Origin of the sequence: Mucilaginibacter aquaedulcis (assembly GCF_030409325.1) — a bacterium.
Lineage (GTDB): Bacteria > Bacteroidota > Bacteroidia > Sphingobacteriales > Sphingobacteriaceae > Mucilaginibacter > Mucilaginibacter aquaedulcis.
This window is the reverse complement of sequence record NZ_JAUFPR010000001.1, coordinates 1074504-1094750: the sequence shown is the minus strand read 5'-3', so window position 1 is coordinate 1094750 and position 20247 is coordinate 1074504. Positions and strand designations below refer to the sequence as shown.

Genomic DNA, 20247 nt, shown 5'->3' with positions numbered 1-20247 from the left:
TAAATGAGAAGGATATTTTTTGCAATATATTTAGTATGTAGTATTGCGGTAATATTATTGCCGGGTAAAACGAATGCTCAGTCTGTTCCGGTTGGAACACCGGTTTTGGATGATTATTACAGGAGGATGCAGCTGGTTGGAAAAGTGGATTCCAATTTATCTTTTACCGCACGCCCCATTTTTCCTGGATATAAATCACAAATTCATGATGTATATGATCCGGACAGCACTTTAAAACGCGACCATTGGGTGAGTACAGGCCCCATTAGTTTTGGTAATGGTCACGGTGTCTTTCAGGTTTTACCGCTTACCTGGCAGCAACAATTTAATTCAAACCATCCATACGGATGGAATGATGGGGCAATGATACCTGCCAAGGGATACCAAACAATGGTAAGCGGTGGCTTTTTCTTTAAGTACGGCCCCTTGAGTATTCAATTTCGCCCGGAGTTTGTTTATGCAGCTAATCTGCCTTTTGAAAGCTTTGCCAAAGGACACACTGATCAGGATTTGTATAACTTTTACATATTCGCCAATCAGATTGATATGCCGGAGCACTTTGGAAATGGAGCTTACAGTAAAGCATTTTGGGGGCAAAGTAGTGTACGGTTAACTTTTGGGCCTGTATCATTTGGCTTATCCAATGAAAATTTATGGTGGGGCCCGGGTATAAGAAATTCTCTGATTCTGAGTAATAATGCACCTGGGTTTAAGCACTTAACCTTAAACACTGTAAAACCGATAAATACTTACATAGGTTCTTTTGAAGGGCAGGTAATAGCCGGACGCCTTGATGCTTCCGGGTTTTTGCCTATGGATGTTACCACTCAGTCTGACGGAACAAATTTATTGGTTCCAAAAACAAAGGACTGGCGTTATTTTACAGGATTTAATATTAATTATCATCCCAAATGGATTCAAGGTTTTACTTTGGGCTTAACAAGAACGTTTAATGCCTACCATGAAGATGTAAAAGGGTTTAGCGGATATATACCATTCTTTGTGCCTTACCAAAAGGTGAATACAAATGACGGAGATCCGTTTCCCCGCGATCAGTATACTTCGTTATATGCCCGTTGGTTATTTACAAAAGCACAGGCTGAAGTGTATTTTGAATATGGTTTAAACGATAATTCATATAATATAAGAGACTTTATAGGTTCTCCCGATCATGCCAGAGCTTATATATTCGGTTTCAGAAAAATGTTGCCATTTAATGGCTCAAATGATCAGCATATTTTATTTAGTGGTGAAGTAACTCAGCTTTCGCAAACTCCGGATAGATTAGTAAGGCAGGCTTATGGATGGTATATTCATGGTGGCGTTAGTGATGGGCACACTAATTTGGGCCAGATTTTAGGTGCTGGAACAGGCACTGGCGGAAATTTACAATCAATAGATGTAAGCTGGGTTTCGGGCCTTAAAAAGCTTGGATTCGGAATTGAGCGCTATGAACATAATGTAGATCTTTATGAGGTGGCTTTTCCAGACATTAATGGTAATAGCAGAAAATGGGTAGACTTTGCATTTGCACTTAACGGCGAGTGGAGTTATAAAAACCTGGTGTTTAATGCCAAGATTCAGGAGATAAAATCCTTAAACTATAATTGGGTTTTGAAAGATTACGTTCCAGACCAATATTATATTCCGCATAACAATGTTTATAACCTGCATGCGGAACTTGGAGTAACGTTTAGATTTTAGCCTTTTTTCTGGTTAACAAAACATATAAGCTAAATAATATTCCTGAAAGTAAAATGCCGGTTGGTATAGCTATGGAATATTTTAGCTTATTCTTTTTTAGGGGTATTTCCGGTTCATCCACAATTTGAACGGTTGGTGTTTCCTGAGCAAGCATTGTTTTGCTTGATTCCAGGTTTTTAACCGTTTCAGAGTAAATAGTGGTTAACACAATTTTATCACGTTCACGAACCTCAACATTAGCATTAGCCGTAGTATAAGCAGGGTTAATATCCAGCAAACTTTGATTGGCCGATGATAGGGCATACGTTTTACGGTTTAATATCGCTCCAATACTATCGGCACGGTGTTGCAGCCGGTCAACATTACCTCTTAGCCTTTTAGTTTTAGTACTAATAAAGAAATCTGTTGATTGCTTGATCATGCGGTTGCAAAAAAGCAAGGCCAGCTTTTCATCCTTCATGGTTGTATTCACTTCAAAAAAGCTTAGCTTTTTATCCGGTTTTGATATCCCGAAATCACCGGATAGTATTAAGGTGGTCATTTCGTGCAATAAACTATCCTGCAGCCTGGTATTGTGAATTCCGTTTAGCGGAAAGCGGGTTATTTTGCCATCAGGACTATATTTTAGCCACTTTTTATTGAGCTTATTCACATCAGCATACCTGTCGGCCAGTGTTTGATGATCATCATAGGCAGATAGGAGGGTTGCTTTGATGAGTTTAGTACTCTTGATCAGCTCTTCTACGTTATCACCTGCCAACACTCCGCTTGCGCCACCTAATCCGTCCAGATTAAACCCAAACTGGCCTGCAAGGGCTGATAAGCCTCCCGCGCTGCCTGCTGATTTGGAATCATCAACAACAAAGGTTAAGCGGGCTGTATAGCTTGGTGTCCATAGCCAGGCTGTTAATGCACCTATAAGTGCGCCTGCTATTAAAACTCCGGCAAGTACTTTTTTAAATTGAAGAATATACCTGATATCTTCTTTACGTTCGTCAAAAAGCTTTTTAAAAGAAAATTCCTGCTCGTATGGGTAAGGTGTATTACTTTGCGGGTTCATGTTTATTTATGTATAATAGCAACCAAACTTACCAGTGCAGTGAGTACCGCGGCTAAGCCACCAATATCCCCAAATCCTATTTTAAACCTGGTATCAGGCGTTTTTTCCGGAACCACAATCTTACTTCCCGGTTTTACTGTTGGATAATTACGGAAGAACAAGAAATGCCTTACAGGCTGGTTTAAGCCATCGGGATATTTAATATATGCTCCTTTTAAACGTGCATTTTGTGTTGTGCCCGCTGCAGCATTAATGTAATATTTAAAGCTACGGCCAGCGTAACTGATATATTGCGGATTGTTTACGGCGCCACTAACCTCAACGTAAGAGATAACCCTTGGTACATATACACTATCTCCGGGCAGCATGATCATATCTTTATTAACACCAGGTTCTTTGCTGGTAGAAGCCAGGTCAAGGTTTACGCGTACACCTTTGCGGTAAACTTGGGCATTTTCAAGTGAACCGTAAGGTGTTATGCCTCCGGCTCTTTTTAGGAAATCAAGTGCGGTTTCATCTCTTTTTTGAACGGCATAATCGCCAGGGAATACGACCTCGCCTTTCACTTTCACATTACCCAATGATCTGTAATTTACCAGGCGTGGTACGTATACAAAATCCATTGGCTGAAGCTCCATTTCTCCTTCATTGCCCGATAGTTTATCCAGATCAACGATATAGGTATGTACCAGCTGGTTGGCAACACTGTCAGACTCATTTTTAATGATCCTGGATATCTCAACGTGATGATCAGCAGCTTCATCAGCAAAACCGCCCGACATGGCAATAGCGTCGGCCAATTTAAGCCCTTTGCGATAGGTGAAAATAGATGGATTGCGTACATAACCATTTACAGTGATCTTTTGGTTAGAAGTGAACACCTCGCGGTCAAGAATCACAACCGAATCTTCGCGTAATAATGGAATATCGTTTTTACCGCTGATGATATCAGATGGTTTAAAAGAAATAAAGTCCTTTTCAAGGTTAGGGAGCGTTCTTTTAATATAGCCACGCTCCATATAAGCTTCAGGTTTTAATCCCTGAGCATTTTTTAGTAACTGGCCTAATGTAAACCCTGCTGTAAGCTCATAAATACCCGGACGATAAACCGACCCTTCCAGCATAATACGGTTGGTGTAGCGGTTGGTTATGGCTCCAATCTCAACCAAATCGCCGTTACGGGGAATGTAGTTTGAAAACAGGTTGGCCGGTACATCCTTAACCTCACGCTCCAATGTGTTGATCTGGTCAACCTTGGCAGCGCCCTTATAGGCCACATCTGTATAACCACCGGCATATGTGATCAGGTTTTCGAGTTGTTCATTCTCCCTGAGTTCGTAAATAGCGGGTCTTTTTACCTCACCGCGAATACCAACCCTTTTTTTGTAAACAGGTATACGTATTACGTCCTGATCTTCCAGGCGGATGTTACCGTCAAGCAGGCCCTTTTCTAAAAAAGTATAAAAATCTACCGTTTTAAAAACTCGGTTGTTCCTGATCAGTTCAATGTTTCTTAACGATCCATTGTTGTTGGGGCCGCCAGAGTTATAAAGAGCATTAAACAGGGTAGATAAGGACGATAGGGTGTAAGAGCCAGGTGTTTTAACCTCGCCCACAATAGTTATCTTAATACTGCGTGTATTACCCAGGTTTACAGATAAGCTGGTTTGGCCAGAATTTAAAGCCGGGTAAACTTTAGCCATTTTACTTTTGATGAGCCCGGTTGCCTGCTCAATGGTAAATCCGTTTACATAAACAATACCTGCATAAGGGATCTGCAAGTTACCCTCCGGGCTCACTTTTGACCGTACCGAACTTTCATTAAGGCCCGTAACCAGTACAATAACCTCATCGCCAGGACCTAAAACATAACCTTTGGGTGTGGCAACTGAAAAATTAGGCTCAAACTTTATTGCTGATTGATTAAAGAACTCGCTGCCATAAACAGTTAAAGCAGGAGGAGCCGGAGCGGGGGCTTGTGGCTTAACAACTTTAGGTGTAATTACAGAATCATCAATTTCACGTGAAAAATCAATCTTCTTCTTTTCGGGGGTTGATGACTTAACCGCGGCTTTTTTATTTAAGCCAAGTAAAGCTACCCTGTCTTTCAAGGCCTCAATTTCTGTTGGAGGCATACCTTTTTGAGCTAATAATTTATAAGCATCCTGTTCAGATATACCAGAGTCCTGCAGTTTTTTCCATGCCTGGGTTACTTGTTCGTCGCTAAGCTGGCTTACTTTTATGTTTTGAATATCGCTCATGGATACTTCCTGTGCCATTACTGGTTTAAAGAAAATGGTTAACACAAGAAGTAATATGTACGGTAAGTATTTGTTATGCATGAAAAGATTGATGTTTAAATAAGTTTGCAAATATAAAATATTATATGAGGTAAAACTATTTTGATAACCCTCTGTAAGTTGACACACATAAGCTATGAACTGCAAGTTGGTAACGTGTTTTAACGTTTTATGTTATAAGGCATATCATAAAACGTTAAATCATAATTGTTTTTTTGAGGCCAATAATAGGTTATAAGCCTGAAGGGTTTGTTCTGCGGCCTTTTTCCAGGTATGTTGTGTTAAAATACGATCTATCAAAGCCTCATTAAATGATACTTTACTCGCCTGGTCAATAGCTGCTCTTATGCTCTCAGGGCTTGCAGGGTCACAATAAAAAGCATCATTGGCGAAATAATCGGATGTGTCTCCTTTATCAGTTATAACAATATTACAACGCATTATGGCCGCCTCCAAAGAGCTTAATCCTGTAGTTTCAAACCAACTGGCCAGCACATGTATTTTAGCCAATTGATAGTATTTAACCATCTCATCGTGCGGCAACCTATTCAGAAAGCTAACGTTTGGCCCGGCATGATCAATACATTGCTGGTAATATTTAGACTGGTTGGGGGATGGTGCACCTATAAGAACAAGCTTATAGTCAGAATTATTTACAGCTTTGATCAAGTTTAACTGATTTTTTCTTTTCTCTATCCGCCCAACACTGATAATCAATTTTTCGTCTTTGGCTATGGCTGAATTGAACGGAAACCGATTCGGATTAATGCCATTTGTTATAATAGCATGCCTGGCACTACTTGCATAATCTTTTGCCAACCTGTCTAACTCGGATTGCGAGTTGGGTAATACCATATCGGTTGTTTTTAAAACTTTTATTATGCTTTTGCGCTGACCTTTCCAAAGATAACTCACCGGTAAACGTTCGCGCCCGCGCAGCCATCTCAATACATTTCTGAAGTAATCCTTAGTGTCTTCTGACATCTTTGAGAACAACAAATTTATACCCGTTTGATTATATTTATAATAATCACCGTAGGCGCAAAATATTGTTGATACAACAAATGGCAGGTTGGATAATTGACAGTGATTAATAATAGCTGCCGGACGTGTAATGTGAAAAAAATTAAGAAGGTCGTACCGGTTATAAGCTATCTCAGCATTTGATAGCAAAATATCGACTTCAACCCCAAGAATTCTTAACTGTTTGGCCGTTTGATCAATCTGTACCGTATCGCCGCCAGCTATTGTATATAAATTTGGCCTTACAATAAATGCTACTTTCATTTTATTTCCATTAACGTTCAATGCCCGCCAAAGTTAGGGTAAGAAAGGGGTCGAAGTTAAAGATTATAGATAATAAGTCAAATTGTTGATCAGGTTTTATTATTTGATCATTATTTAAATAAGCAGCCTATTAGGAGGTATTACCTTTAAATATTAGGCATTCCGGTATTTTACCGGCAGGGAAGAAATAATATATTTCGATAGGTGCTTTTCCTAACTATGCCATTTTCTATATAGATAACCAGGATACTTTCATATTTGAAAATGGAAATATATAAGCTTAGCGTATGGTCCGGTTGTTCTTTATCGAAAACGGATCTCATTATAGTCATTTTTTGCTCAAAGGTTTGAAATGCATTATTTATGTAAGTAAAATAGCCCCTCCTTACTTATCAGATATAATTAATAATAAAGGTATTCGTTGTAATGAACGGTATAAGATAAGATTAGCATATTGATTAGCTGAATGCGGGAACAAACAAAATTTAAAGATGCTTGTATTAATTTATATTTGATTACTAAAGAGAAATCCTGGATTGTAACGGCGGTTACAAAAGGAGGGTACATGGTGAAAGATTATTATAATCAAGTTATTATTTTTTTTAGTTTGCAGCTGGATTAATAAGTGTTTTCATTTATTTTTTTTAATGCTGATTACTTACATTGCCCGGGATTTCATAGGTAAATTGAATAATAAATGTTTTTCAGAAAAAATATTCGGGTAGTGTAGTAAAAAAAGTTAATTTTGAGGGTTGAAATCTATTAAAAACAGTTTTTCTTATAGCTATTAAAACATCTACCAAGTTTGTTGGGATAGCTTCAAATTTTATATGAAGAAAAAAATTTACATTGCTGGCGCGGGAGGAATGCTAGGTCAGGCTTTTTACCGCATATTTAAAGATGACTACGAAATTAGATGTACCGATAAGGATGTAAATGAAAACTGGCTTAGTTTTTTAGACTTTCGTGATTTTCAAAATTACAAAAAAGACGTAGAGGCATTTAAACCCGATTATTTGTTCCACCTTGGGGCCTATACCGATCTTGAATTTTGTGAACTTAATGCCGACGACACCTATCTAACCAATACAACATCGGTTGAAAACGCGGTATTTATTGCTAATAAATTAAATATCCCCCTTCTATATATTAGTACAGCCGGAATATTTGACGGTAAGAAAGATTTTTACGATGATTGGGATGAGCCTAATCCGCTGGGTCATTACGCCCGGTCAAAATATATGGGCGAACGTTTTGTGCGTGAAAATGCCAAGCGATTTATCATTTGCCGTGCCGGCTGGATGATGGGCGGCGGTCCTGATAAGGACAAAAAATTCATCAACAAGATCATAAAGCAGCTCAACAGCGGAAAGCGTGATCTGTATATCGTTAACGATAAAGATGGTACCCCAACCTATACGGTTGATTTTGCTAAAAACGTAAAACTACTTGTAGAAAAAGAATACTGGGGCTTATATAACATGGTATGCGGTGGCGAAACCTCACGAATGGGTGTTGCGCTTGAGCTGATTAAGGTGTTAGGCCTGGAAAACCAGGTAAGATGCCATGAGGTTACATCATCATACTTTGAAAATACCTATTTTGCCCCGCGTCCGCCTTCAGAGCGCTTGGTTAACAAGAAACTGGAATTGCGTAACCTGAATATTATGCAAGACTGGAGAATTGCGTTGCGTGAGTATATCAACGATTATTATGCTGATTTTTTGACCACAGAAGTACAGCTTCCGGTAAAAGAAGAGATCATTATTTCTTAGTTGCTCAAACTCGATGCGAATTGCCGCTTTTGGTTTCAGATCAATTCCTCCCTCAAAAGGTGCTGCCGGTGCAGACAAGTTTGCTATGGAATTATTTCCAAGACTTGTAGAAAGAGGACACACGGTTGTGGCCTATAACAGGCGATATCCTGATGTTTTTGTAGACGTTAAAGAGTATAAGGGAGTTAAGGTTAAAACCATCAAAACCACCAAAAGGAAAGGGTTTGATACCCTTTGGCACTCTTTCAGAAGTACCTTAGATATTATTATAAATAATACTGCCGATATTGTACATATACAAAACGGAGGTAATAGTATTTGGGCACTTCCACTCAGATTATTTGGCAAAAAAGTTTTTATAAGCCAGGATGGTGTGGATTGGAAACGTGATAAATGGCCCTGGTATGGTAAATTATACTTAAAACTATCCGCTTATATTACCGCCCACTTCCCAAACGAGGTAATATTTGACAACGTTATTGCCAAAAAGCTTTTTGAAGATAAATTTAATAAAACATATAAATTTATTCCCTTTGGAAGCGAAGTGGAAGTAACTGCAGGGAACGACGGCATATTTGACCAGCTTAATATTCAAAAAGGGAATTATTATTTATTTGTGGGCCGCTTTATTCCTGATAAAGGATTACATTACCTGATCCCGGCATTCAATAATTCAAATTCTGATAAAAAACTGGTATTGATAGGCGGTTCTCCCAACCCATCACCTTATGAGCAGCAGTTACAGGATATAGCTGGTCCCAATGTTTTATTCCCAGGCTATATTTATGGCGATGATGTTAATACATTAATGTCAAACGCTTACTGCTATATCCAGCCCTCTGATGTGGAGGGGCTTTCGCCGGTTGTACTTACCGTGATGGGGCTTAATGTACCACTTATAGTAAGTGATATTGAAGAAAATGAGTATGCAGTACAGAATACTGCACGCAAGTTCAAAAAAGGTAATATTGAATCATTAACTGAAGAAATTAATTTTTGCGAAGCCAATCACGATCAAATGGTTGCTTTGGCAAAAAAAGCCCAGGTACGTGCATTAAGTGAGTTTAACTGGGAAAAGGTAACAGATGAGCACGTAGAAGTCTTCCAAAAATAACACTTTTAAAAGAGATGCTTCTGCATCAAACATAGCCTTAAATTAAAAGCGCTTTTCTTTTGCAGCTCTAAATATATCAACAAGCTCGGTTGCTGTTTTTTGCCATGAAAAGCTTTCCAAACGTTGTTGTCCTTTATTGATCATTGTTTTTCGCAATTCGCTATCATTTAGTAACAGTTGCATTTTCTTAAACAGATCATCCTGCAGAAAGGGATTGAAAGTTAAAACCGCATTGCCGCCAACTTCGGGCAAGCAGGTATTATCTGCAACAATAACTGGTAAATCATTGTGAAAAGCTTCCAGTATGGGTATTCCGAAGCCTTCATTTATCGATGGAAACACATACATTAAAGCGTTTTTATAAAGAGTGCCTAATGCTTCGTTAGATAGGTATCCGGTAAAAACCACGTCCTGCTCAACATCGGCCTGTTTAATGGTATTTAAAATAAGCTGATAATCGTTATCAGTTTTAACTGTTGGTTTTGGGCCTGCCAATACCAGTTTCAAGTTTGGGTGTCCCTGCTTTTTAATTTTACCGAAGGCCTCAACCAGGGCCGGTATGTTTTTTCGTTTAAACATAGAACCCACATGCAGTACATAATTACCCGGCTTTACCATTAAGGATGTCAAAAGCTGAACTTCATTTGTCTGGTTTTGATTCTCTGGTAAAGTTTTGGGGCCCTCATACACCACCTTTAGCCTTTCGTTCGGGATATGCGTAAAATGATTGATACGTTGCCTGGCATAGGCCGTAGGTGTAATTACAAATGGCGATCTGCGAGCTGCCGGCACAGCAGTTTTCTTGTAAAGCCATAACCATAATTTTCCATAATCACCGGGACTTTCAAAGAAAAACGCATCATGAAAAACCGGAATGGTTTGATACCCCAGGTGAATCAGCGGGACAAAATTATCTGTGCAGAATACAATACCACAGCTTTTTGTCCAGGCTTTAAGAGGTAAAAACAGCTGCTTCCAAAGCTGGTAACGAGCATGCTCAATTAATTTAAGCCATTTATTGGTGCCTGTATAAACGGGTAAAAAGGTATCTAAAAAATGAAAACGAAGCTCATCGCTTTCCATCTTTTTAAACGCTTTGTATACTTCTTCAAGATAAGTTCGTGTACCGGTTTTGGCCAGCCGGAGATCCCGGATATCAACAGCTATAGTTAACGGTTTTGCCATAACCTAAATACTTTCCCGGCTTTTAATAACCTTTGCCGGAACCCCTGCCACAATAGAATTAGCCGGAACAGATTTGGATACCACGCTGCTTGCCGCAATTACACAGCCCTTTCCTATATGCACACCTGCCAGTATAGTTGCCCCGGCACCTATCCAGCAATTATCTTCAATGGTTACCGCTATTTTGGTAACGCCCTGCTCTTTTATAGTAAGCTCCAGATCAGAAAAGTTATGATTTTCTGAAAAGATCTGTACGTTGGGTCCCATGATCACATCCTTGCCAATGCTTATTCCGCCTTGGCCGGCAAAATAGGCCCGGGCGCTGATCCCTGTCCTGTCGCCTATAGAAATGCCGGTTCCTTTATAAGCTATAACACCGGTGCCAAATAATATGGAATCTTTGGCAATAGATACATCATCGCCAAAGGTTATTCCATTTGCTGATAGCGCGTTTATGCTTACATTATCCTCAAGTATTAAATTTTTTCCGGTACTTAACATGTATGCATGGCGTACCCTTACGTTTTTACCCATGAATATAAGCCCCGATGATTTTTTTAAAAACAGTTTTAAATACAGTCCTCTTAACATTTGCACGCCCCGACTCATACTAATGATTAGCAAATCCTTAGCCGTATATCCGCTTTCCCATTTGTAGTTGGGATCGTTCTTTAACTTTCTGATGAGTTTCTCAATGATCATTTGCCGGAAGAATTTGATTGGTTTTGCTTTGCATAATGACGGTGATCATCAGCCCGGATAAAAACCAGTTCATATAAGAAATATAGGATGATGATTCAACCTCAGATGTCATAAGCGGAATTAAAAAACTGATCTTCAACAATAAAACAGCCATAATTATCTTTCTTTCTTTTCCTTTGAGCTTGTTGACCCATTTTAGCCCTGTTTTGATAAACATCACATAAATTGAAAGGTATAAAAATAGGGCAATTATCCCTGTTTGCACACCAATAATAATAAACTGGTTCTCACCGCCCACATTTTCTCCAAGGCTGCCCGCAACCCTGCCCGATGAACCGAGCCCCAGGCCCAGCGGATGTTCAATCATAGCCAAAATACCTTCAACCCATTCCACCACGTGCCCCACGCTTGACGGGTCACTAAAATCTATTGTATTCATGGCAACTTCAAGCAAACCATTATGATTTTGCTCAAATTGCGCAAAAAGATAGATGAAGTATACAGCAATAAGGCCTGCCACAACATGAATAGTATTGGTTATAAATTTTCTTTTGGTGATGAGCGCGTACACGTATATGATCAGAAAATAACTGATAAGCGGTGCACGTGATATGGCAAAAATGATGGATAGAACGGTTGCTCCAATTGCCGCGAGGCCAACACTGTTAATGGTTACTTTATTTTCATCGGTAGTGTAGAGGCTTAAAATTACTGATAGCGCCAATAGGGTAGCTGCTGCATGTTCAAGCGGGCTGGTAAAGATACTGGCAAAACGGGGAGTTCCGCCATCCGACTCGAAAGTCCAGTTAAGACCGAAGTTACCACCTGGTTCAAAGTTGAAAAAGTAATAGCTATAATCGGCAAACCCGGTAAAGTTCTGCAGCTGGCGACCTACTATTAATTCGCCCACAAGTACTATACCTACGCCTATAGTTAGCAGGATAATGAAGTTGAAATATTTACTAACGTAGATTTTATGAATATCCATTAAGCGCGCCGTGAAATAAACTACAATGTAAAACGAGTTACTTTTAAGCGCCACTAACCGTTCCGAAAAACTTTGCTCGCCAATAGGTAATATGGCATAGGCTAACATATAAACAAAATAGGCTATAATAGCATAGTCAATTAAATGTAATCGCGGTCGATATTTTAAAGTGACTATGTTTAATATCAGCAGGCTGAAAATCAGTATCTCCTTAAATGATTGCATTAAAGGAATAACATCTTTAAGCCCCAATGTAAAAGCAACGGACATTGCTGTATAATACATCGATAACCCAAAGATCATGAAAACAAGTACCCCCTGGGCGTTGCCCTTTAATACTTCTCTTAATGATACAATGAAGGAAATAATATAAATCAGCAAAAAAATGAACATGCTTGTCGGGGGGATTTAATTATTTTCTGGCCAAATTAATTCTTTTGATGTGAATAAGCCATCTTTCAATCCTTTAATTAACTGCTTTACTTTTTCGTTGCGGCCGCGCAATTTTAAATAGCTTAACAGAGCAAGGTAGTAAACGCCGTTATAAATAAAGTTTACAGGATAAAACAAAGGCTTTCCATATCCCCTGATAATCCATAGGTGATTCCGGGAAACATAATAATGTATGATAGGGTTCAGGTTACCTTCCTTAGTAACACCGCTCTTGGCCGAAACTCCCGCCTCATGATACATTTTGCTTGAAAATAAATAATGTAGCTGGTATCCCTTATTTCTGAGCCTGAATGAAAGGTCTACATCTTCAAAATATAAAAAGAATTGCTTGTTGAACAGTCCGGCCTTGTTTAAAGCAGCATTGCTAACCAGCATGCAACAACCTGTAAGCCACTCGGCCGTTTTATAATGGGTGCCTTTTTGTTGTTGAGCCGGGAGCCTGTTATCGTTAAAGGTTGTTCCGGAAAGGACGTTGAATTTACCATCACCATTCCAGATACGGGTTTTATCATGCATCCAGTAAATAGCCGGTTGTACGGCTGCCGCTTCCGGGTGCTGCTGTAAATGATTGTACAGGTTGGTGATGATGTCTTCATCAATCAGCGTATCGGTATTGATAATGAGCGAATATTTATACCCGGCTTTTATGCCATATTCAATAGCCCGGTTATTTCCTTCGGCAAAGCCCAGGTTTTCCTGATTATCAATAAATATTAAGCCCGGGAACTGTTTTTGCAGCTGCATTAGTGAACCATCTGTTGATCCGTTATCGGCCACGATGATATCAAACAGGTTTTCATCACCATATTGCTTTAATGACAAAATACAGTTCGCTGTGTACTCAGCGGTATTCCAATTAACCAAAATTACAGCAACGGGCTTATGCATTGTTTCTGGCTGGCTTTTTTATTGTGTATTCATACATCATTAACCCGCAAATTTCAAGAATAAGCGTAAACGAACCAAACAAAATATACCAATGCGAACGGAACAGCAGCCAGGCCAGGAGCAAGGAAACTCCAAGCAATATAATGGCTATGCGGAATATGTAAGCGGTATTGTTTTTCAGCAGCTGGTCAATAACATTTATAAAGTTGAGCGATGCAACTGTGGGCACCAGGCACATGATCCTTAAAAATACCACTGCGGTATGGTCTCTTTGCCCCGAGATAACATAGATGATAAAATCGGCAAGTATAAAAATGCTTAGTGAGCCCATAAAGAAAATACATGTTATCAGCCATTTGGTTTTCTTTCTGTACAATTCCCAAATACGTACACCTTGCTGATAAATCTGGACTGATTTTGGGTATATGGCGTTGGAAACAGAAATAATAAGCATTCGGCAGGTTTGGATAACTTTATCACACAGGGCATAGGCCCCAAGCCATTCCGGGTTACCGAGGTGCCCCAAGGCAAATATCATGATGGATTGCTGCAGCTGAACTGATATATTATTCGCAGTAAGATAAAAGTTATCCTTTCCCAATTTTAGCAGATCAGATGTTACCGGCAAACTGAACGATAATTTAAATTCTTTCACCGCGTATATCAACAACCCTGCATAGGTTATCACACCTGCAAGCCCCAGGATAAAGTTAACCCAGCCTGCATCTGCCGAGCTTTTAACAAATATAACTAATGATAAAATGGAGATCACTTTGGTTACTACATTGGCTACGTTGTAGATCTTTAGCCGTTCGGTGCCGATAAAGAAAAACAAAGGGTTTAAGACCTCAGCAATTACCAGCGGTGTTGCCAAAATAATGAGGCCGTAATATTTCATTCCCCACCATTGAACGGTATACAGAAACACAATATAGAGTATAAATATGATGGCCCTTATCCAAAGCGCGTTATAAAACACTATACTTAGTTTTTGCTTATCCTTAATGTTCAAGGCCACATCCCTGATGCCCGATTGATTAATACCGTAGTTGATAACTACACCTGCAAGTGTGGCAAACGTATTGGCCAGGGTTACAAAACCAAACGCTTCAATACCTATTTTCCTGGTAATTATCGGGAATATGAGCATCAGCAACAAGATGTTGGAAAGCTGGATGCTGCTTAGGTTTAGAAAATTAGAAAGAATGTTGGTTTCCCTTAATTTAAGATAAGCGTGTATTAATTTTTGTTTCAATGTGGCCTATTGATGAAACAGCGAATTTAGTATAATTTAATGATAATAGATATCAGGTTGTTATTGTGATAAATGCTAATAATGGTCAATTCTACGGTTTTTAGGATTTTTGTGATGTTTAAAGTTAAATAGATGTTTTATATTAGCCGGAGTCTGATAAACACATTTATCATTCAAACATGTTGACGTTAAATGATCAGAATAGTTGTAATTATGATATTTAAAAAATACCCCACTAACCCCCTTACACATGAATAAAAACAATTATGCGATCGTCATGGCCGGCGGCATCGGCAGCAGATTTTGGCCCATCAGCCGTTCATCGCATCCTAAACAATTTATAGACATCTTAGGAACAGGAAAAACTTTAATCCAAAACACCTACGAACGTTTCCTGAAAGTATGTCCTCCCGAAAACATATACATTGTAACCAATGAGAATTACACCAAACTGGTAAAAAGTCAGTTACCTGATATAGGCGAACAGCAGATACTTACTGAACCGGTAATGCGCAATACGGCCCCCTGCGTGGCCTACGGCTGTTTTAAAATAGAAACATTGAACCCTGATGCCGTGATCGTGGTGGCCCCGTCTGATCAGCAGATCCTGGATGAGGAAGCCTTTGTACACGCCATTGAAAAATCACTGGAAACGGCGGCAACTTCCGAAAGCCTGATCACCCTGGGCATCAAACCATCACGTCCGGATACGGGCTATGGTTATATCCAGTATACTGATCATGTGATCAATGATGATTTTCATAAGGTAAAAACCTTTACCGAGAAACCCACGCTGGAGATAGCCCGCACGTTTATACAAAGCGGCGACTTTTTATGGAACGCGGGGATCTTTGTATGGTCGGCCAAAGCCATTGTCAAAGCTTTTGGCCAGCACCTGCCCGAGATGCATGAAATATTTGCCGAAGCCCGTCCGGTATACAATACCGAGAACGAGAAGACCCATATCCATAAAGCTTACCAGCATTGCATCAACATATCGATAGATTATGGCATCATGGAAAAGGCGGACAATGTGTACGTACTGCCATCGGCTTTTGGCTGGAGCGACCTGGGTACCTGGGCCTCTATCTATGACCTGGCCGAGAAGGATTATGTAGGCAACGCGGTAATTCCGTCAGAAAAAGTGATCATGTATGATTCATCCAACTGCATGGTGAACGTACCCGGCGAAAAGCTGGTGATATTGCAGGGTCTGCATGATTTTATCGTGGTAGAATCAAACAATACCCTGCTCATCTGCCCGCGCGATCAGGAACAGAATGTGAAACAGGTGGTAGCCGATGTGAAGAACAAGTTCGGGGCCAAGTATATTTAGCCAAGCCCCCCAGCCCCCTGAAGGGGGAGTTTTGAAAACCTTATTCATTAAAAAGGCCAGCTTTTTGAAGCTGGCCTTTTTAATTTCATTTCAGTACCCTGAAAATCAAAAAGCTCCCCCTTTAGGGGGCTGGGGGGCTACAATAGTATTGTTCCCGCAGCCACAGTTTCGTTGGTTGATTCATCAACAAGTATTAAGGAGCCGGTGATCCGGTTTTTTCGGTATTCGTCAAAAACAAGAGGTTGGGTGGTACGCAGGCGCACGCGGGCCATCTCGTTCATTTTAATATCGCCGGCATCTTCCAGTTTTTCAAGAGTGTTGATATCGAGTTTGTAATAAACCTCTTTAATAATGGCCATTACTTCGCGGGTAGTGTTTTTCAGGTGATACTTTGCACCGGGACGAGGGCCCTTAGAGGCCATCCAGCAAAGCATTACATCAATATCCTGACTTACCAGCGGTTCGCTATCATCCTTAATGATCATGTCGCCACGGCTTATATCAATATCGTCTTCCAGAGTTATGGATACCGACATTGGCGCAAAAGCTTCCTCAACCGGTCCGGAAAAAGTATTAATAGATTTTATTGCCGATGTTAAACCCGAAGGAAGTACAGTAATTTTATCACCTGGCTTAAATATACCTCCGGCAATACGGCCTGCATAACCTCTGTAGTCATGATATTCTGCAGCGTGCGGGCGTATCACAGTTTGTACCGGGAAACGGGCATCCACATGGTTCTCATCACTGCCAATGTGTATGGTTTCCAGCGTATGTAATAAGCTGGTGCCTTTGTACCATGGCATATTTTCAGAATCATTTACCACGTTATCGCCTTCCAAAGCGCTGATGGGTATATAGCGAATGTCGGTTACGTCAATTTTACCGGCAAAATCATTGTATTGCTCTACAACTTTATTGAAAGCCTCTTCTGAGTAATCAACGAGGTCCATCTTGTTGATGCAAACAATAATATGCGGTATTTTTAAAAGCGAGGCTATGTACGAGTGACGGCAGGTTTGTTCAACCACACCTTTACGGGCATCAACCAGTACTAAAGCCAGATTGGCGGTAGATGCACCGGTAACCATGTTACGGGTGTACTGGATATGCCCGGGGGTATCGGCAATGATAAATTTACGTTTTGGCGTAGCAAAATAACGGTAAGCAACATCAATGGTAATACCTTGCTCCCGTTCAGACCTTAAGCCATCGGTAAGCAATGAAAGATCGATATGCTGCAAGCCTTTTCTCTCGCTCGATTGTTTTACGGCCGCCATCTGATCCTCAAAAATAGATTTGGAGTCGTATAATAATCTTCCGATGAGGGTGCTTTTGCCATCATCTACACTACCGGCTGTTGTAAAACGTAATAGTTCCATAATATATGCCTTGTTAGTATCAAGTAGTTAGTATCAGGTATCAAGAAGCTTCACTAAGAAACTAATCATTTCAGAAATCTTGATACCTGATACTAACTACTTACTACTATTTAAAATCAATTTAAAAATAACCTTGTTTTTTTCTGTCTTCCATTGAGGTATCAGAGCGTTTATCGTCGCTCCGGTTGCCACGCTCGGTGCTGCGGGTAGCCGATACTTCCTCTACGATCTTCTCCAGTGTATCCGCCTCAGATTCGATACCTCCGGTGATTGTAATATCACCAAGGGTACGGAAACGCATCAGTTTATTCTCTATTTTTTCACCATCGCGCAGTACCAGGAATTCTGATGCCGGCAACCACGTACCATCACGGTAAACGGCCTCACGGTTATGGGCAAAATAAAGTGAAGGTATAGCTATATTTTCCTGGAGAATGTAGTTCCAGATATCCATCTCGGTCCAGTTACTGATCGGGAATACCCTGAAATGCTCGCCCATTCTTTTGCGGCCATTGAAAATGTTCCAAAGTTCAGGGCGCTGGTTTTTAGGGTCCCACTGACCAAACTCGTCGCGGTGCGAAAAGAAACGTTCTTTTGAACGTGCTTTTTCCTCATCGCGGCGGGCGCCGCCAATGGCAGCATCAATTTTATGATGTTCAATGGTATCCAGTAATGATACTATCTGCAGTTCGTTTCGGCTGGCATTAATACCACTTTCTTCAACCGCACGGCCTTTATCTATGGCTTCCTGAACAGAGCCTACAATCAGTTGTACGCCTAACCTGTCAACCAGTTTATCTCTGAATTCCATTGTTTCGGGAAAGTTATGCCCGGTATCAATATGTATCAGGGGCATAGGGATCTTGGCAGGCCAGAATGCTTTTTGAGCTAAGTGGGTAACCACGATAGAGTCTTTTCCGCCCGAGAACAAAATGGCAGGACGATCAAACTGGGCCACAACTTCCCTAATAACATAGATGGCCTCGGATTCTAATTCCTGCAGATGAGTAAGATAATATTTGTGCATGTTTTACTGAAAACCCGGTAAGCCCACCTAAGAAGTAGTGTTTACCGATTAAACTGCAATATTAACAATTTAAGCGCATTATATCGATAAGTAAAGAAGATTTTTAGTCCTGAAAATTAACTACATACACTAAGATGCCGATGAAATGGTGTTTATCATCTGCGTTATCACATCAGCGTCGCCGGCGTCAAACCAATGAAACTGGCTATCGCGACGAAACCAGGTAAGCTGCCTTTTGGCAAAGCGGCGGGTGTTTTGTTTAATCATTTCAACTGCTTTTTCCAGGCTGGTTTGGCCATCAATGTAATCAAACAGTTCGGCGTAGCCTACCGTTTGCAGGGCATTCAACTGCCGGTAGGGAAGGAGAGATTGTACCTCGGCCAGTAATCCTTGTTGCATCATTACATCAACCCGGGCATTAATGCGGTTGTACAATACTTCGCGGGGAAGGTTCAGGGCAAGCTTAACAATATTAAACGGGCGTTTGTTTACGGTAGCCTGCCGGTATGATGAAATAGGTTTGCCAGAACTTTCAAAAACCTCAAGAGCTCTGATGATGCGCTGGGGGTTATCCAGGTCAACTTCATCATAATATACAGGGTCCGCAAATTTTAATTTTTGTTGTAAGCTGGCGATCCCTTTTTCTTCCAGCTCTCGGTTTAAGTTTTCCCTGATGGCAGGATCAGCTTTAGGCAGCTCGTCAAATCCTTCGCAAATAGCTTTGATATACAGACCCGATCCTCCTGCCAAAATAACATGATCGTGTATTTTAAAAAGCTCATCAAGCAGGGCAAGGCCATCTTTTTCAAAATCGCCAACCGAAAAGGGCTCGGTTATGGAATGCGAATCAATGAAGTAATGTTTTACGGCTGCCAATTCTGCTGCATTAGGCTTAGCTGTACCGATGGTCATTTCCCGGAAAAACTGCCTTGAATCGGCCGAAACCACAACCGTGTTATAATGCTTTGCCAGTTCAATAGCTGCCGCTGTTTTACCTACGGCCGTAGGGCCGGCAACTACAATGAGGGTTTTGGTTACAGTGGATTGGGTCATGATTAAAAAAAACGTCATTGCGTGTTTTGTAGCAATGACGTTTGAATATTGTGTTTATTCTATTATCAATTAGTAATCATCACTGCCACCGCGGTGAGGTTTGTCATCATCCTCAAAGCCTTCATCGTCGGCAAATTCGTTTCCAAACTCATCTTCATCCTCCTCCTCTTCAGCGTGCTTTTCTTCTGGTAGTTCATCTACTCCGGTATCTGTTACCTCAGAAAAATCTTCCGCATCTTCGGGATTAAAGGCCATCTCGTTCAAAAAGTCAAAATCTTCACTTGTTGGTGGTAAAATGGTAGGGTTAAATACGTTGCCAAATTGCTTAGGTGCCTCGCCAACTGATTTTACAACCGATGGATATACTGTTCCCGGTGTTTCATCTAAAATGATCTTCATCAGTTCAACGTGAAAATCAAACGGGCGATCAAAATTGAATGTATAGTAAAATTTTTGATGCGGATCATCTATAAAACTCAGTAGCTTTACTTTGCTCATTAATGATACACCACGGTCAATTCTTTTTTGGTTAGGTAAGTAGGTGATTTCTTCTCCCTTGGTCCATTGGTCATTACTGATGTAAAATGATGACGAAAACTCTGGATTGTACCCTGTTGATTGATGTATTGCGCGGTGAAGATCCTCGAAGGTCTGATTTGATTTTACATCAATCTCTCTTATCACATCATCATAATCTTCGAAAGTAATCCTGAACCTGTATAGTGCCATTGTTTTTGT

The 20247-nt window shown here is 40.4% G+C and carries 16 protein-coding genes; 4 read left to right on the top strand and 12 right to left on the bottom strand.

All coding sequences use genetic code 11. The annotated features are described in order from the left end of the window. Nucleotides 1-3 precede the first annotated feature (3 nt). A complete protein-coding gene (locus QWZ01_RS04560; protein WP_290322053.1) occupies nucleotides 4-1704 on the top strand; it encodes a capsule assembly Wzi family protein in 1701 nt (566 codons plus the stop codon). Here the strand turns inward: QWZ01_RS04560 and QWZ01_RS04555 are convergent. The 3 genes from QWZ01_RS04555 to QWZ01_RS04545 all read right to left on the bottom strand — a co-directional run bounded on the left by QWZ01_RS04555 (nucleotide 1694) and on the right by QWZ01_RS04545 (nucleotide 6351). Continuing rightward, entirely contained in the window at nucleotides 1694-2764 is a 1071-nt protein-coding gene (locus QWZ01_RS04555; RefSeq protein ID WP_290322052.1) for a hypothetical protein, read from the bottom strand. The two genes, QWZ01_RS04560 and QWZ01_RS04555, sit on opposite strands and share 11 nt — an antisense overlap. A 2-nt stretch (nucleotides 2765-2766) precedes the next feature. Beyond that, nucleotides 2767-5043, bottom strand: a complete 2277-nt coding sequence (locus QWZ01_RS04550; RefSeq protein ID WP_290322051.1) for an SLBB domain-containing protein — start codon at nucleotides 5041-5043, stop codon at nucleotides 2767-2769. 222 nt (nucleotides 5044-5265) lie between these two features. Continuing rightward, nucleotides 5266-6351, bottom strand: a complete 1086-nt coding sequence (locus QWZ01_RS04545) for a glycosyltransferase family 4 protein (protein WP_290322050.1) — start codon at nucleotides 6349-6351, stop codon at nucleotides 5266-5268. An 830-nt stretch (nucleotides 6352-7181) separates the two neighbouring features. Between QWZ01_RS04545 and QWZ01_RS04540 the strand changes: the two genes are divergently transcribed. Together QWZ01_RS04540 and QWZ01_RS04535 are read left to right on the top strand one after the other, a co-directional pair. Next, on the top strand, nucleotides 7182-8126 hold the full coding sequence (locus QWZ01_RS04540) for an SDR family oxidoreductase (RefSeq protein ID WP_290322049.1): 945 nt from the start codon (nucleotides 7182-7184) through the stop codon (nucleotides 8124-8126). A 13-nt stretch (nucleotides 8127-8139) separates the two neighbouring features. Next, entirely contained in the window at nucleotides 8140-9240 is a 1101-nt protein-coding gene (locus tag QWZ01_RS04535) for a glycosyltransferase (protein ID WP_290322048.1), read from the top strand. 42 nt (nucleotides 9241-9282) lie between these two features. On the opposite strand, the gene QWZ01_RS04530 is transcribed toward QWZ01_RS04535, so the two are convergent. The 5 genes from QWZ01_RS04530 to QWZ01_RS04510 all read right to left on the bottom strand — a co-directional run bounded on the left by QWZ01_RS04530 (nucleotide 9283) and on the right by QWZ01_RS04510 (nucleotide 14711). Beyond that, on the bottom strand, nucleotides 9283-10425 hold the full coding sequence (locus QWZ01_RS04530) for a glycosyltransferase family 4 protein (RefSeq protein WP_290322047.1): 1143 nt from the start codon (nucleotides 10423-10425) through the stop codon (nucleotides 9283-9285). Nucleotides 10426-10428: 3 nt separating this feature from the next. Continuing rightward, on the bottom strand, nucleotides 10429-11127 hold the full coding sequence (locus QWZ01_RS04525) for an acyltransferase (RefSeq protein ID WP_290322046.1): 699 nt from the start codon (nucleotides 11125-11127) through the stop codon (nucleotides 10429-10431). Further along, complete coding sequence (locus QWZ01_RS04520; RefSeq protein ID WP_290322045.1) at nucleotides 11117-12385, bottom strand: O-antigen ligase family protein; 1269 nt, start codon at nucleotides 12383-12385, stop codon at nucleotides 11117-11119. The genes QWZ01_RS04525 and QWZ01_RS04520 overlap by 11 nt, the downstream gene beginning before the upstream one ends. A gap of 138 nt (nucleotides 12386-12523) precedes the next feature. After that, nucleotides 12524-13456, bottom strand: a complete 933-nt coding sequence (locus tag QWZ01_RS04515) for a glycosyltransferase family 2 protein (protein ID WP_290322044.1) — start codon at nucleotides 13454-13456, stop codon at nucleotides 12524-12526. Further along, entirely contained in the window at nucleotides 13449-14711 is a 1263-nt protein-coding gene (locus QWZ01_RS04510; RefSeq protein ID WP_290322043.1) for an oligosaccharide flippase family protein, read from the bottom strand. Before QWZ01_RS04510 ends, QWZ01_RS04515 begins: the two co-directional genes overlap by 8 nt. A gap of 250 nt (nucleotides 14712-14961) precedes the next feature. Between QWZ01_RS04510 and QWZ01_RS04505 the strand changes: the two genes are divergently transcribed. Then, nucleotides 14962-16047, top strand: a complete 1086-nt coding sequence (locus QWZ01_RS04505; RefSeq protein ID WP_290322042.1) for a mannose-1-phosphate guanylyltransferase — start codon at nucleotides 14962-14964, stop codon at nucleotides 16045-16047. A gap of 137 nt (nucleotides 16048-16184) precedes the next feature. Here the strand turns inward: QWZ01_RS04505 and cysN are convergent, their stop codons facing one another. The 4 genes from cysN to QWZ01_RS04485 all read right to left on the bottom strand — a co-directional run bounded on the left by cysN (nucleotide 16185) and on the right by QWZ01_RS04485 (nucleotide 20238). Further along, a complete protein-coding gene (gene cysN, locus QWZ01_RS04500) occupies nucleotides 16185-17429 on the bottom strand; it encodes a sulfate adenylyltransferase subunit CysN (protein ID WP_290322041.1) in 1245 nt (414 codons plus the stop codon). Nucleotides 17430-17550: 121 nt separating this feature from the next. Continuing rightward, complete coding sequence (cysD, locus tag QWZ01_RS04495) at nucleotides 17551-18456, bottom strand: sulfate adenylyltransferase subunit CysD (RefSeq protein ID WP_290322040.1); 906 nt, start codon at nucleotides 18454-18456, stop codon at nucleotides 17551-17553. A gap of 129 nt (nucleotides 18457-18585) precedes the next feature. Next, on the bottom strand, nucleotides 18586-19509 hold the full coding sequence (gene miaA / locus QWZ01_RS04490; protein WP_290322039.1) for a tRNA (adenosine(37)-N6)-dimethylallyltransferase MiaA: 924 nt from the start codon (nucleotides 19507-19509) through the stop codon (nucleotides 18586-18588). 69 nt (nucleotides 19510-19578) lie between these two features. Beyond that, on the bottom strand, nucleotides 19579-20238 hold the full coding sequence (locus QWZ01_RS04485) for an IS1096 element passenger TnpR family protein (protein WP_290322038.1): 660 nt from the start codon (nucleotides 20236-20238) through the stop codon (nucleotides 19579-19581). Between the last annotated feature and the right edge of the window lie 9 nt (nucleotides 20239-20247).

What these genes read in the sequence shown, in the direction of transcription:
- QWZ01_RS04560 (WP_290322053.1), top strand. Translation starts at nt 4, where the DNA reads ATGAGAAGGATATTTTTTGCAATATATTTAGTATGTAGTATTGCGGTA.
- QWZ01_RS04555 (WP_290322052.1), bottom strand. Translation starts at nt 2,764, where the DNA reads ATGAACCCGCAAAGTAATACACCTTACCCATACGAGCAGGAATTTTCT.
- QWZ01_RS04550 (WP_290322051.1), bottom strand. Translation starts at nt 5,043, where the DNA reads ATGGCACAGGAAGTATCCATGAGCGATATTCAAAACATAAAAGTAAGC.
- QWZ01_RS04545 (WP_290322050.1), bottom strand. Translation starts at nt 6,351, where the DNA reads ATGAAAGTAGCATTTATTGTAAGGCCAAATTTATATACAATAGCTGGC.
- QWZ01_RS04540 (WP_290322049.1), top strand. Translation starts at nt 7,182, where the DNA reads ATGAAGAAAAAAATTTACATTGCTGGCGCGGGAGGAATGCTAGGTCAG.
- QWZ01_RS04535 (WP_290322048.1), top strand. Translation starts at nt 8,140, where the DNA reads ATGCGAATTGCCGCTTTTGGTTTCAGATCAATTCCTCCCTCAAAAGGT.
- QWZ01_RS04530 (WP_290322047.1), bottom strand. Translation starts at nt 10,425, where the DNA reads ATGGCAAAACCGTTAACTATAGCTGTTGATATCCGGGATCTCCGGCTG.
- QWZ01_RS04525 (WP_290322046.1), bottom strand. Translation starts at nt 11,127, where the DNA reads ATGATCATTGAGAAACTCATCAGAAAGTTAAAGAACGATCCCAACTAC.
- QWZ01_RS04520 (WP_290322045.1), bottom strand. Translation starts at nt 12,385, where the DNA reads ATGTCCGTTGCTTTTACATTGGGGCTTAAAGATGTTATTCCTTTAATG.
- QWZ01_RS04515 (WP_290322044.1), bottom strand. Translation starts at nt 13,456, where the DNA reads ATGCATAAGCCCGTTGCTGTAATTTTGGTTAATTGGAATACCGCTGAG.
- QWZ01_RS04505 (WP_290322042.1), top strand. Translation starts at nt 14,962, where the DNA reads ATGAATAAAAACAATTATGCGATCGTCATGGCCGGCGGCATCGGCAGC.
- cysN (WP_290322041.1), bottom strand. Translation starts at nt 17,429, where the DNA reads ATGGAACTATTACGTTTTACAACAGCCGGTAGTGTAGATGATGGCAAA.
- cysD (WP_290322040.1), bottom strand. Translation starts at nt 18,456, where the DNA reads ATGCACAAATATTATCTTACTCATCTGCAGGAATTAGAATCCGAGGCC.
- miaA (WP_290322039.1), bottom strand. Translation starts at nt 19,509, where the DNA reads ATGACCCAATCCACTGTAACCAAAACCCTCATTGTAGTTGCCGGCCCT.
- QWZ01_RS04485 (WP_290322038.1), bottom strand. Translation starts at nt 20,238, where the DNA reads ATGGCACTATACAGGTTCAGGATTACTTTCGAAGATTATGATGATGTG.